General features: G+C 62.2%; 14 protein-coding genes. 11 read left to right on the forward strand and 3 right to left on the reverse strand.

Features of this window, described 5'->3' with window-relative positions:
- Positions 1-39 precede the first annotated feature (39 nt).
- Both AC1RTB_RS14405 and AC1RTB_RS14410 read right to left on the reverse strand, forming a co-directional pair.
- A complete protein-coding gene (locus AC1RTB_RS14405) occupies positions 40-1,380 on the reverse strand; it encodes a TolC family protein (RefSeq protein ID WP_492881309.1) in 1,341 nt (446 codons plus the stop codon).
- A 389-nt stretch (positions 1,381-1,769) separates the two neighbouring features.
- A complete protein-coding gene (locus AC1RTB_RS14410) occupies positions 1,770-2,528 on the reverse strand; it encodes an SDR family NAD(P)-dependent oxidoreductase (protein WP_492881308.1) in 759 nt (252 codons plus the stop codon).
- A gap of 232 nt (positions 2,529-2,760) precedes the next feature.
- Here AC1RTB_RS14410 and AC1RTB_RS14415 point away from each other — a divergent pair, with 232 nt between their 5' ends.
- Positions 2,761-3,495, forward strand: coding sequence for a TetR/AcrR family transcriptional regulator (locus AC1RTB_RS14415; RefSeq protein ID WP_492881307.1), 735 nt, complete (start codon positions 2,761-2,763; stop codon positions 3,493-3,495).
- 4 nt (positions 3,496-3,499) lie between these two features.
- Here AC1RTB_RS14415 and fdxA read toward each other — a convergent pair whose 3' ends face one another.
- The gene (gene fdxA, locus AC1RTB_RS14420; RefSeq protein WP_492881306.1) at positions 3,500-3,835 is read right to left on the reverse strand and encodes a ferredoxin FdxA; all 336 of its coding nucleotides are present in this window, start codon (positions 3,833-3,835) and stop codon (positions 3,500-3,502) included.
- A 146-nt stretch (positions 3,836-3,981) separates the two neighbouring features.
- On the opposite strand from fdxA, the gene AC1RTB_RS14425 reads away from it, so the two are divergent.
- Genes AC1RTB_RS14425 through AC1RTB_RS14470 form a run of 10 tightly spaced genes read left to right on the forward strand, consistent with a single transcriptional unit; the run spans position 3,982 to position 12,845 of the window.
- Positions 3,982-4,575 (forward strand): 2-oxoacid:ferredoxin oxidoreductase subunit gamma family protein, encoded by a 594-nt coding sequence (locus AC1RTB_RS14425; protein WP_492881305.1) that lies wholly within the window; start codon positions 3,982-3,984, stop codon positions 4,573-4,575.
- Positions 4,572-4,829: a 4Fe-4S dicluster domain-containing protein gene (locus tag AC1RTB_RS14430; RefSeq protein ID WP_492881304.1), complete on the forward strand. Its 258-nt coding sequence runs from the start codon at positions 4,572-4,574 to the stop codon at positions 4,827-4,829. The genes AC1RTB_RS14425 and AC1RTB_RS14430 overlap by 4 nt, the downstream gene beginning before the upstream one ends.
- A complete protein-coding gene (locus AC1RTB_RS14435; protein WP_492943825.1) occupies positions 4,826-5,905 on the forward strand; it encodes a hypothetical protein in 1,080 nt (359 codons plus the stop codon). Before AC1RTB_RS14430 ends, AC1RTB_RS14435 begins: the two co-directional genes overlap by 4 nt.
- Entirely contained in the window at positions 5,902-6,690 is a 789-nt protein-coding gene (locus AC1RTB_RS14440) for a thiamine pyrophosphate-dependent enzyme (RefSeq protein ID WP_492881302.1), read from the forward strand. The genes AC1RTB_RS14435 and AC1RTB_RS14440 overlap by 4 nt, the downstream gene beginning before the upstream one ends.
- Positions 6,691-6,694: 4 nt before the next feature.
- Complete coding sequence (locus AC1RTB_RS14445; protein WP_492881301.1) at positions 6,695-8,188, forward strand: class I adenylate-forming enzyme family protein; 1,494 nt, start codon at positions 6,695-6,697, stop codon at positions 8,186-8,188.
- A 54-nt stretch (positions 8,189-8,242) separates the two neighbouring features.
- Complete coding sequence (locus AC1RTB_RS14450) at positions 8,243-9,487, forward strand: ABC transporter substrate-binding protein (protein WP_492881300.1); 1,245 nt, start codon at positions 8,243-8,245, stop codon at positions 9,485-9,487.
- A gap of 18 nt (positions 9,488-9,505) precedes the next feature.
- Entirely contained in the window at positions 9,506-10,369 is an 864-nt protein-coding gene (locus tag AC1RTB_RS14455; protein ID WP_492881299.1) for a branched-chain amino acid ABC transporter permease, read from the forward strand.
- Positions 10,366-11,373 (forward strand): branched-chain amino acid ABC transporter permease, encoded by a 1,008-nt coding sequence (locus AC1RTB_RS14460; protein ID WP_492881298.1) that lies wholly within the window; start codon positions 10,366-10,368, stop codon positions 11,371-11,373. Before AC1RTB_RS14455 ends, AC1RTB_RS14460 begins: the two co-directional genes overlap by 4 nt.
- 4 nt (positions 11,374-11,377) lie before the next feature.
- Positions 11,378-12,148, forward strand: a complete 771-nt coding sequence (locus tag AC1RTB_RS14465; RefSeq protein ID WP_492881297.1) for an ABC transporter ATP-binding protein — start codon at positions 11,378-11,380, stop codon at positions 12,146-12,148.
- Positions 12,141-12,845, forward strand: coding sequence for an ABC transporter ATP-binding protein (locus tag AC1RTB_RS14470; protein ID WP_492881296.1), 705 nt, complete (start codon positions 12,141-12,143; stop codon positions 12,843-12,845). Before AC1RTB_RS14465 ends, AC1RTB_RS14470 begins: the two co-directional genes overlap by 8 nt.
- Positions 12,846-12,899 lie beyond the last annotated feature (54 nt).

Raw genomic sequence — 12,899 nt, forward strand, 5'->3', positions numbered from 1 at the left:
CCCGACTTAGCGCATGATCTCGAAAACTGGGAACACGCTCTAATTGGCGGTTGCCGTCTGCTCGATGAGCGGCACGCCGAAAAGCTCGGCAATCAGCCCCGTTTCCGCCGCGATCGTGTAGTCGGCTGCGAGCACGTCGTAGCGCGCACCGTTGAGGTTGATCTCCGAATTGGCGAGGTCGGCAATCGCCCTGATCTCGTCGAAGGTGGAGCGTTCGCCCACCTTCCGCTCCGCGCGCACGCCTTCCAGGCCTGACGCTGCGTTACGTCTTTCCGCCTGGGCTAGGCTATACATTCGCGCAGCGAGCGCTCGGCGATCGTACGCGGTACGGACCGCTGCGGTCACTCCCAGTCGCGCCGCATCGGATTCGAAGACCGCGGCGCGGTTTTCGTCATTGCGTTGCCTGACGGTCGCGCTGGCCCGGCCACCTGTATAGATTGGCATGGAGAACCGGACCTCGCCGCGTCCCACGACATTGCGATCGACTCCGGGAAGCGTATCCTGGCCGCCGCCTACACTCAGCCCGGCCGACACGGTTGGCAGCATGTCGCCTTTCGCTTCGCCGACACGAGCCTTGGCGGCCTCGGCGCGCGCATCGCGTTCCCTGACGCGAGGATTGTTGTTGACCGCCAGCTCGATGAGGTCCTGTTCCTCGCTCGGCATGTAAAGTTTCGAGACATCGGGCAGTTTCGTCTCCGGTGAAATGCCGAGCCTAAGGGCGGTGCGGCTTGCCTGGGCAATCAGCAGCCTGGCGCGCTCGCGCTCGACTGAGAGGCGTGACAACTGGCGTTCGACATCATCCACATCGACGCGGCTCGCTGCCCCGGCCCTCATCTCGGTCTCTATGCCGCGTTTGAGCTTTGCAAGAAGGGCAGCCTGCCTGCCAAAAATCTCGACAGCACCCTTTTGCCGGTTCACCTCGATCAGTGCGAGCGCCAACTCATAAGAGGCGGATAGTCTCCGGTCGTTGGCCGCCTCGCCGCTCGCGCGGTACTCAGCCTTCGCCGCAGCAACGGCAGCCTGGCCTCTGCCGCCTTGATAAAGGGGAAAGTCGACCCTCAAGGCATAGGAATAGGCATTCCCGTTCGTTCGCGTGTCGAAATCGTCGCCCTTGCCGGCCGCGTATCCGGCGCTTGCTTCCATGCCCGCATTTGGCAGCAGGGTCGACCGCGCCCGCGCGATATCTTCGCCCGCCGCGTCGCGCCGGGCATCGGCGGCCAGTATCTCGGGGTGTGTGCTAATCGAGGCGAGGCTGCCGACGCTGCCGGTGACGACCTTATCGGTCCCGGTGATGGGGGCCTGCCGGACCGAGCCGTTCGCGCAGCCAGCCATCGCAAGGCAGGCGCTCAAAACAGCTACAGCCGTTCTGTAGTAGGACATTAGCGACCGCCAACCCGTTGTATTCGACCAGTTCTTCGCGGCGAGTCAAAGGACCAAGCCGCAATGATAACCAGTTGGTAAACAAACACGGTTAAGGCATGGTAAATGCAGAGCGTTAGGGCCGCGGCGTCCCTCAGCTGGACAAACGCAATGCGTTGTCGATATCGACTAACCCGCACATCCAGCAACCCGTTCAACTGCCCCTGAGGCAGGCGCGCGTAGCCATTGAAGGGCCAACACAATCAGCAACGATCGAGGCCGATTGAACATGAAATTATTTGGCAAGAGGCCGCGACGGATGTATCGCCCAGCCGGTAACCGACACGCAAGAGATGCTAGATGATGCATCGGCAGGATATCCCTGCATGGCGAAGAGGTGGGATGTTCTTTTATGCCGCCAATGTTTGACCGCCATCGGCAAGCAGCGTCTGGCCTGTGATCCAACCGCTTAGCGGAGAAGCCAGAAAAAGCAGCACCCGCGAAATATCGTCAGGTGTGCCAAAACGGCCGGACGGAAAGGTGGCTCGCGTTTTATTATATAGGTCTGGATCGTCGTTGCGGCACTTGTCCCACCAGCCGCCGGGAAACTCGAGCGAACCAGGGGCAACGCAATTGACCCGTATGCCCTTGGCCGCAAGTGCGGCTGCCTGCGATCGGGTGAAATGCATCACGGCCGCCTTGGCCGCGCCATAGGCTGACGTGGTCGGAGCTGGGCCGAAGGCGGTTCGTGACGCAATGTTGATGATCGCCGGATTGGTGCCTTGCTCCAGAAACCGCTGTGCGGCCCGTGAGGCTCGCACGGTTGCCAATACATCAATACCAAGGCTCGCCGCCCAATCCTGCTCGGTGTCGGAACTCGCTTTGCCTGTGGCGTTGTTGATGAGGATATCGACCCCGCCCAATGCGGAAGCAGCCTCAGCGATATAGGCCTCAATCGACGAATTTTCTGCGAGATCGCAGCGCGCGGCATGCGCGGTGGCGCCAAGCTGGGCGATGCTATCGCGCGCATTCAACAGATCGGCCTCGCCTCTGGCACAAATCGAAACCAACGCGCCGGCACCAGCAAAGGCAAGAGCGGTATGAAAACCCAGGCCCCTGCTCCCGCCGGCGATGATGACGCGGCGGCCCCTAAGGTCAAGTTCGAACATCGGCCGCTTCCCTCCCTGAAAATGCCTCATGTGAACTTATCTGTAAAAATTTCATGCTCAAGTAGAAATTATTCTTGCGTTACCGACAGCAATGACCATCCTAGCATCTGGATCTCGGTGCCTGACGAAGCCGCGCCCGATGGCTTGGCCCTATATGAGCGGTGCACATCACCCAATGCATCGCCGGTTGCGAATGGGAAAGCAGTGGCTTGGGCGCATGGAGGCGTTAAAAATGACCATGATCAACGACGAGTCGGCAAGTTCGGGTGCTGGAAGAATGAATTCGACTGCAGCGGAAGCACCGGCCGTCGTAGAGGCGGAGGGCACGACCCGCGAACTCAACCGTACGGCCCGCAATGCGTCGGGCCGTAAACCAAGCCGCAAGACAGAGGGTGTCCAGGAGAAAATCCTCGACGCAGCGGCCAAAGTGTTCGCGCAAAAAGGCTACCAGCTCACCAAGCTCAGCGATATCGCCGACGAGATCGGCGTGCATGTGACGGCTTTGCGCTATCATTTCCCGACCAAGGACGTGCTCGTCGAGGAGATGATCAACTCCCTGACACGGCAGCTGCATGTCAGGCTTCAGGCAACGATCCAGCAACTGCCTCCGGAAACGCCCTACAGGGAGCGCATAGAGGCGGCGGCGATCACCTATCTCAATACGACGCTGCAGAAGCTCGACTATATCGCCGCCCACGGCAACGTCATCAACCAGGTGCCCCCAGACGTACGCGACCGGCATTTCTTGTTGCTCAACGAGACCAACAAGATCTGGCGGGACTTGATGGGCGCCGCAGCCGATGCAGGCGAACTGCGCCCCGGCATCAATGTGTCGCTGGCCAACCAGGTTCTGCAGGGCACTTTGATTTGGACCCGTGAGTGGTACCAGCCGGGCGGCCTCACCCCGACAGAGCTCGCCGTCAGCATTCTTGACGTCCTGTTCGACGGGCTTTCGCCACGCAAATAGCGCATCAGCGCGCTGCTGGTGCCGGCGAGAAATGGGCTTCGAACTTGCCCTCGATGCCCTTGAAGGCATCAGCATCAGCCGGCGCCGTCAGCTGCGCGGTAATCACCGGCCACTTGGCGGAATAGTCCTTGTTCATTTTCAGCCACTTTGCGGCTCTCGGATCGGTGTCCGCGAGGATGGCATCGGCTGGGCATTCGGGCTCACAGACACCGCAGTCGATGCACACCTCCGGGTCGATCACCAGCATGTTCTCGCCCTCGTGAAAGCAATCGACCGGGCAAACCGCCACGCAGTCAGTGAATTTGCAGCGCACGCAGGCGTCGGTCACCACATAGGCCATTTGTCATCCCTCCAAAGCGGTGGTCGGAAGCTAACCAAGATTTTTTGTTGTTCAACAAGAAATTTCTTGTCGAGATAGAAAAAATCTCTTGCACGGTCGCCGCGATGGCCGTAGCACTTGGGTCACGAGTAACCGGGAGGGGTTAGTTGGAACTCGACCTTTTCATTTCTGGCATCGGTGGCCAGGGCATTCAGCTCATCGGCAAGTCGCTGGCGCTCGCGGCCATCAAGGACAGCAGGCATGTCATGCTTGCTGGCGAGTATGGCGGCCACATGCGTGGCGGCAGCTCCATCGGCACGGTGGTCATCGGCGCAAGGCCGCTCAAGGCACTGCCGATCCTGCCGCATGCCGGTTCTGCCATAGCCATGTCGCATCTGTTTTGGGAACGCGTCGGCTCGAGGCTGCGGCCGGGGTCTCTGGTTCTCGCCGAAGCGACGATCGCCGCCGATCTGCCTGACATGGACAAGCACACTCTTGTGACGCTGCCCGCCACTGCGATCGCCACCGAACAGGGCAGCCGCATGGCGGCCGGCATGGTGATGCTGGGCGCCTATGCCGCCCTCACAGGTGCCGTGAAGATCGACAGCGCGGTCGCCGCGATGGCCGAGCAGATTCCGTCCTATCGCCGCCAGCACATCGAGGCCAACGAGCGGGCGATCCGCGCCGGTGCCGCCGCCGTCACGCCCCTTGCCTACAAGGTAGATTTCGACAGCAAACTGTCTGGAGCTTGCGTCGCATGAGGCAGATCACGCGTGGAACCCTGGTCATCGACGCCGACCGCTGCAAGGGCTGCGAGCTGTGCATCGTCGCCTGCCCGCCACGGGTGCTGACCATGTCCAAGACCAGCAACGCCACTGGCTATCTTTATCCCGAACTGTCTGCCGGCTGCACCGGATGCACCGCCTGCCAGCAGGTTTGCCCGGATTTCGTCTTCGAAGTCTACAAATACCACGAGCCGATCATTTCGGGCTCGGACGCCGGAAGGATGCAATGATGCCGATGCGCTTGATGGACGGCAGCGAGGCAATCGTCGAAGCCGCGATCATGGCGGGCCTGCGCTTTTACGCCGGCTACCCGATGTCGCCAGCGACCGAATTGCTCGAATACATGGCCGAGAAATTGCCCCACCACGCCGGCGTCTGCATCAATGCGGCGACCGAGATCGAAGGCGTCAACATGGCGCTCGGTGCCGCGGCCGGCGGTTTTCGTGCCGCCACTGGTTCCTGTGGCCAAGGTCTCGCGCTGATGCAGGAGGCGATCGCCGAAGCTGCCCTCAATGAGACGCCGATCGTCATCTTCAACATGGCGCGCAACCAGCAGGACTATTTCCAGGCGACGCGCGGCGGCGGCTGGGGCGATTACCGCACCATCACGCTGGCGCCCAAGGACCTGCACGAGGCGGTCGAACACGCGCAACTCGCCTTCCATCTTGCCGACAAGTACCGCGTGCCTGTCATCTTCATGGGCGACAATCTGCTCGCCCGCACCCAGATGGGCACCGAATTGCCGGAACTTGAGCTCGATCCATTGCCGGCCAAGGACTGGCAGCTCGACGGCACCTCGGGTGGCTCGGGCATGTCGCGGCAGATATGGACCTTCGGCTGCGGCAAGACCAACAATCCAGGGCCTGGACCCAGCCTGCACTGGGAGCGCATTGCCGCCAAGTTCGACGCCATCGCCAAAGTCGAGGCGCGTCACGAGCAAGGCTTTGTCGACGACGCCGAGACGCTGGTCGTCGCTTTCGGCTCCGGCGGCAAGTTCGTCGAGCATGTGGTGCGCGAGATGCGCGCCGACGGCCACCGTGTCGGTTATTTCCGCCCCATCACGCTTTGGCCCTTCCCCGCCGATGCGCTGGAGACAGCATCGCAAAACTGCAAGCGCGTTCTGGTGTTCGAACTCAACGCTGGCCAGATGATCGATGACGTGCGCCTGAACGTGCACGACCGCAAGCTGGTCAAGGCCATCGGCGGCGTCAGCTTCGACGAATCCGGGCTGAATCTGGGGCCGTTGATGGACGCAGGCGTCATCCGTGAACGTATCGAGCTAGCCATCAGCGGAGCCAGCAAATGAGCATCGTCATGACCACGCGCCCACCCGAGGCGCCGAGCAACAAGGTGGCTTCGTTCAAGCCGACGCTGCTGCAGACCGAGGAACACCACCTTTGCCCCGGCTGCGGCGAGCCGGTCGCCATCCGCCTGGTGCTCGAAGTCATCGAAGAGCTCGGCCTAGCTCAAAAGAACGTATCGATCATCGGGCACGGTTGTTACGGCTCGTTCATCATGACGATGGACGTCGACTCGACCCTTTGCCTTCACGGACGTGCCCCAGCGGTTGCCACCGGCCTGAAGCGCATGCGCCCGGACGTGGCTGTGTGGACCCTGCAGGGCGACGGCGACATGACCAGCGAGGGATTGGCCGAGATATTGCACGCCACCGCACGCGGCGAAAACATCACCTGCATCCTGCTCAACAATGGCGTGTTCGGCGACACCGGCGGCCAGATGACGGCCTCGTCGGTAATCGGCCAACGCACCAAGAACACGCTCGAAGGTCGCGACGCTGCCTATCACGGCCACCCGATCGTCATCGGCGACATGATCGCTGCGATGCCGGGCTCGGCCTATGTGGCGCGCGGCTCGGTGCACAACGCGGCCTCGATCGCCGCCACACGCCGTCTGATCCGCAAGGGCTTCCAGCGCCAGATGGAAAAGAAGGGACTTAGTCTGGTCGAAATCCTGACCATGTGCCCGACGGGCTGGTTCGTGCCCGCCTCGGGCGGCGCCGACTACATGATGGAGTCGCTCGGCAAGACCTATCCGCTGGGCGAGATCAAGGACATTTCGGCTTCGGAATAAGACAATGCTCTGCTTGACCCATCGCATTCTCGATCTCGCCGTCAGTTCGACGCCCAACGCGCTTGCAGCATCGCTCGATGAGCGCACGGTGACCTTCGCCGATGTCGACAAGGCCGCAAATGCCATGGCGCGTGCGCTGCAGGGCCTTGGCATCAAGCGTGGCAGCCGCATCCTGTTTCAGGCGGAAATGGCGCTCGACCACCTCGCCTTCTTTTTCGCCACCCAGCGGCTGGGCGCGGCCTTCGTTCCGGTCAACCCAGCGCTGTCGCCAGAAGAAATCCGACCGATTGCGGAATACATTCGTCCAGACCTGCTGGTCCTTGATCCGGCACACCAGGATGGCAGCAGCTTCGAAACGACGATCGCCAACATTCCCGTTGCCATTCTTGGCGCTGGTCACGCTGTGACTGCGGGCGTCAACCTCGATGTGCTTGCCGGCAAGGCCAGCACTGTTGCCTTGCCCGACATGGGCATTGCGGAAGGCGATACGCATGCGATCTTCATGACCAGCGGCAGTACTGGCCTGCCCAAGGGCGTGGTCCTCTCCCACAAGGCGAGCTGGCTTCGCTCCTATCTTGGTGCTTCGCGCTTCGTTACTTCGGGTGGACGGGGCGAGCTGATGACGTTTCCAATGTTCCACTGGGCCGGCTGGAACTATCTGATGGAGAACTGGGCGCATAGGCGTGCCGCCCATTTCGTCAGCCGTCCTGACGGCGAAATGCTGGCACGCGCAATCGACCGCTGGAAACCCGCTTTCCTTTATTGCATCCCGGCCATCTGGGAGCGCGTGCTGGCGGCCAGGACACCGTTCAACGGCAGCGTCGTCCGCTCGGCGGCGTCGGGAACCTCAAGCTTCGATCCGGTTCTGATGGAGCGCATCCGCGCCCGCTTCCCGCGCGCTTATCGTGCTGCGATGTATGGTTCGACCGAATTCGGCGGGGCGCTTGGGCTCAACGATTCCGACATCGAGCGCAAGCCAGGCAGCGTCGGTCTGCCGCTGCCCGGCCACGAGACACGAATTGTCGATGGTGAACTGCAGCTTCGCTCGATGAGCATGATGGATGGCTATTTCGAACTGCCAGAGCAGACCGCGGACGTGTTCGTCGACGGCTGGTATCGCAGCGGCGACCTGGTCGAGGCAGACGCCGAGGGCTATCTGACGATTACCGGCCGCCGCCGCGAAGTGATCCGCTCGGGTGGCGAGACCGTCGCCCCGGCAGAGGTCGAGCTTGCCTTGGCCGGATGCCCTGGCATCCGCTCGGTAGCCGTCATCGGTCTGCCAGATCCGGTATGGGGCGAGCTGGTTTGCGCAGCGGTCGTGCTCGACCGGCCCGGCGAATGCCCGAGCCTCGATGCCATGCGCTCGCATCTCGGAACCGCGCTCGCCGCTTTCAAGCATCCGCGCAAGATTGTTGCCGTCGAGGACCTGCCGAAGACGCCGGCAACCGGCCAGATCATGCGCTCGCGGGTCAAGGAGATGATCCTGCAGATGAACTGACACGCCGTTTCATATCCCGGGGAGGAGGAAGCCCTGGTCTTTTGGGAGGAAGACATGCGATTGAATAGAAGACATTTTCTGACGACCACGGCTGCCGGCATCGGTGCTTTGGCCATGCCAGGCATACTTAGGGCAGCACAGGGCGATACAGTCCGAATTGGCCTGATCACCACGCTGAGCGGCCCCGGCCAGATCTACGGCAACTATATCAAAGACGGCTGCGAGATCGCTGTCGAGCGCCTTAACGCATCTGGCGGTGTCAACGGCTCCAAGATCGAACTCGTCGTGCGCGACGACAAGAATTCGCCTGAGGGTGCGGTCACGGCTTTCCGCGAACTGACCGGCGACGGCATCAAGCTGTTTGCCCAGGGCACCTTCACGGCAAACCTGCTCGGCACCCTGCCGCTGCTCGAGGAAGCCGACGTGACCATGATGATGGTCGGCGCCTCCGCACTTGCGCTTACTCACGAGGCCTACAACCCGCGCGCCTTCCGTCTCGGATTCTCGTCGCCGATGTGTTTCGGCGGTTACGGCAACCTGATGGCCCAAAAGTATCCGGAGATCGAAAGGTGGGCGATGCTGCGGTCGGATGTGACCGCGCTGGCCGACATCACCAACGCCTTTTCGAACGGCCTCAAAGCCGAAACTGAAAAGGCGGGCCGCAAGGTCGAGATTCTTGACCCGGTGCTGGTGCCCTATGGCGGCTCCGATTTCCGCAACCAGATCTCCAACATCATCGGTTCCGGCGCCCCAGGTCTGTTCAACGTGCTTCAGGGCGCCGATGCCATCAGCTACTACAAGCAGGCGCGCACCTTCGGCCTCGACCAGAAATTCAAGGTGCTGTGCGACTCGGCCAATGAATTCGCTATCGCCAAGGCGATGCGCGGCAATACACCGGCTTCGCTGTGGAGCTGGACTGGCTGGTATCCGGCGGCCAACAAGGACAATGCGGTCAGCGACGAGGTCCACAAGGCCTACATCAAGCTGCGCGGCGACGAATATCCAAACTGGTACATCGGCGTCTCGCACGACGCCATCCTGACGATCGCCAATGCTGTCGCCAAAGCCGGTTCGATGGAAGCGAGCAAGCTCATTCCAACCATTGAGACGGAAACCCCGCAAGGCGCGCTTGGCAAGATCCACTTCCGCAAGGAAGACCACGGCTTTGCCGGCGACCTCACCTACATCCGCTTCGGCCGCGACGACAAGAACGCCAATGGCTGGAGCGTGTTCGAGACGGCGCAGCTTCCAGGTGCAGAGTTCCTGGAGCGGGCCACGCCGGGCTCCAAGCTCAACTAAGGTGCGGGAAAACTAGAGATGTTTACGCTGGTCAACGGTCTCACGACCGGGATGGCGGTGTTTCTCGTAGCGGCCGGGTTGACCCTGGTCTTCGGGATCATGCGCATCCTCAATTTCGCCCATGGCGCCTTCTTCATGATCGGCGCCTATGTCGCGAGTACGCTCGTCGGCTCGGCACCTCGATCGGTCCTTGCGCTGGTCGCGGCTGCCCTCGTCGCAGCACTCGTGGTCGGAGTGCTGGGGATCGTTGTCCAGCGTTTCATCCTGCAACGCATCCAGCATGTCGACGAGCACTACATGCTGATCGCCACCTTCGCGGTGATGCTTGTCTGTGTCGGCTTCGTCAAACTTGTCTGGGGGCTGGAGTTCCTGTCGGTGGACCCGCCCCCCGGCATCGACACCGGCGTCGAGATAGCAGGGCTGTTCATCCCTTCCTTCTCGTTGTTCATCATCGCGTCAGGGGTGGTGGTCTTCCTGGTGCTCGATTTCGTCATCCACCGCGCCTGGGCTGGCAAGATGATCACCGCGATTGCCCGTGACGGCTGGATGGCCGAGTTGCTCGGCATCAACGTACCTGCCGGCATCATGGCGGCGGTCGGCGGCAGCTTCGCGCTGGCAGGCCTTGCCGGCGGATTGCTGTTGCCCAACCAGACGCTGTCGCCCGCACTCGGCGATTCCTTCCTGCTGCTTGCCTTCATCACCGTGGTCATCGGCGGCCTGGGCAACGTACGCGGCTCATTCATAGCAGCGATCCTGCTCGGGCTCATCGACGGCCTCAACACCATGTTCCTGCCCGCCTATCCGGGTGTTGTCATCTATTTCGCCATGGTCGCCTTTTTGCTGCTTTGGCCGAACGGCATTTTGGGGGAGAGCCGGCTGTGAACCGACTGTCGACCTGTCTCCTGGCGGCACTCGCCGCCGTGCTGCTGCTGTTGCCCTTGTGGGCGAATTCCGGACTGGTCTTCCTTGCCGGCACGACGATCATCGTCGCGGTCTTCGCGCTGTCGTGGAATCTGTTGTTCGGCTATGCCGGCCTTGCCAGCTTCGGCAGCGGCGGCTTCTTCTCCATCGGGGCCTACACCATGGCGGTCATGCTGCGCCAAGGATACGAAGGCCAGTTCCTGCTGCTGATTGCATTGGCGACAGTCGTCGGGGCTGCGGTTGCCTTCGCGATAGGCGTCGTTGCCTTGCGCCGCTCGACCGGCATCTTTCTCGCCATCCTGACCCTGGCGCTGGCGGAACTGCTGCGCATCACGCTTGCCCGTATTCACTGGCTTGGTGCCGAAGACGGCATCCCCAGCATTGCACGGCCGGCCTTTTCCATCGGGTTGGCGACAGTCGACCTCTCGCGTGGCAACAGCTACTACTGGTTCGTGTGCGTTGCCTGCGCGCTGCTGGTCGGCCTCACCTGGTGGATCGCTCATGGCCGTTTCGGCCGCACGCTGCGCACCATCCGCCTCGACGTTGAACGTGCCGCCTTCATGGGCGTCGACACCCACCGCTACCGGCTGGTCGCGTTCACCATTTCGGGTGCCATCGCCGCCTGCGCGGGCGCAATTTTTGCGCCCTGGGCACAGATCGTGACGCCCGACATCGGCAATATGATGCGCTCGACCCAGCCAATCCTGTTCACGCTGCTCGGCGGCGCCTCATCTTTCTGGGGACCGCTCATCGGCGCCTTCCTGTTTTCGGCGATCGAGTTCTCCACCCGCACCCTGGTCGGCATCCAGGAAATCATCACCGGTGGTATCCTGCTCGCCGTGGTGCTGATGTTCCCCACCGGCGTCGCCGGCGCCTGGAACGCGCTGATCGCCCGCCTTTCGACGCGTCGGGAACCTGCCAAGGCGACGGCGGCGGCACCTGCTCTCCAGCCGGTGAAGGAGTGAGCCGATGACAATCATCCGCCTCAGTTCCGTCGACAAGAGCTACGGATCTCTCAAGGTGCTACATGGCGTCGACGTCGAGATATCAGAGGGCGAGACCTTCGCCATCATCGGCCCCAACGGTGCCGGCAAGACCACGCTGTTCAAGGTGATGACCGGCGAGGTTGGCTGCGAGGCCGGGATAGTGGAGTTCCTTGGCAAGGACGTCACCCGCGATCCCGCCTACAAGCGCACCCGCGCCGGCATGGGCCGGACATTCCAGGTGGCGCGCGTGTTCAAGGAAATGACGGCGGAGGAAAACCTGGTCGTCGCCGTCGAGGCGCGGCTCAAGAACACGGGCAAGTCCGACGCTCCCTGGTATGCGGTCAAGCCGTCGCGCGCCACGCTGGACGAGGTTCACGCGATTCTCGTCAGGCTGTCGCTCGACAAGAAGGCGAACACGCCAGCCTTGGAGCTGTCGCATGGCGACAAGAAACGGCTGGAACTCGGCATTACGCTCGCCGGACGCCCGAAAGTCCTGATGCTTGACGAGCCGACCGCCGGAATGTCGCCGAGCGACCGCGTCGGCGTGACCGAACTGATCCGCTCCATCAGCGGCAAGGGCTCCGGCCTGACCGTGGTGATGACCGAACACGACATGGGGGTCATCTTCGGCCTTGCCGATCGCATCATGGTGATGAACCAGGGCCACAAGATCGCCCAGGGCAGCATTGAGGAGATCCGCGCCGATCCTGTGGTGCGCGAGGTCTATCTCGGCAAGGAAGCACATCATGCTTGAGGCCAGCCGCATCAACGCCTTTTATGGCGGCAGCCATATCCTGCATGGCGTGGACCTGTCCGTACCTGCCCTCGGCCGCGTCGCCGTCATTGGCCGCAACGGCGCCGGCAAGTCGACGCTGCTCAAGTCGATCATGAATGCCGGACCAACGGTGAGCGGCGAGGTCCGATGGGAGGGCCGCTCGATTGCCGGCCTGCCCCCCTTCAAGCGTGCACGGCTGGGTATCCAGCTGGTGCCGGAAGATCGTCGCATCTACCAGCATTTGACGGTGCGCGAAAACATACAGATGGCAGCGTACGCCACCGCGCCCGGACGCAAGCCGATTCCGACGCAGGAGGTTGTTGACCGCTTCCCGATGTTGCAACCGATCGCTGAGCGCGGCGGCGGCCAGATCAGCGGCGGCCAGCAGCAAATGGTGGCGATCGCCCGTGCCATCGCCTGCCGGCCTCGCCTTCTGCTGCTAGACGAGCCCACGGAAGGCTTGGCGCCGGCAATTGTCGAACAACTGGCGGTTAGCGTCCGCGAGCTTTGCGATGCCGAGCAGGCAGCACTGCTCTTGTGCGAGCAGAACATCTGGTTCGCGCGGCAGACCACCGACAAGGTTCTGGTCATGGATGCCGGCCGGATCGCCTTCCACGGCAGCTGGCCGGAATTCGACAGCAATCCGGAGATCAAGCAACGCCATCTGGCGGTCTAGCCTCCCTTCACCGCATCCACAACAAGCCCGACTGGGCCTTAACCCTTAGCAAAG

This window comes from Aminobacter sp. GW821-FHT11F06 (assembly GCF_058808215.1).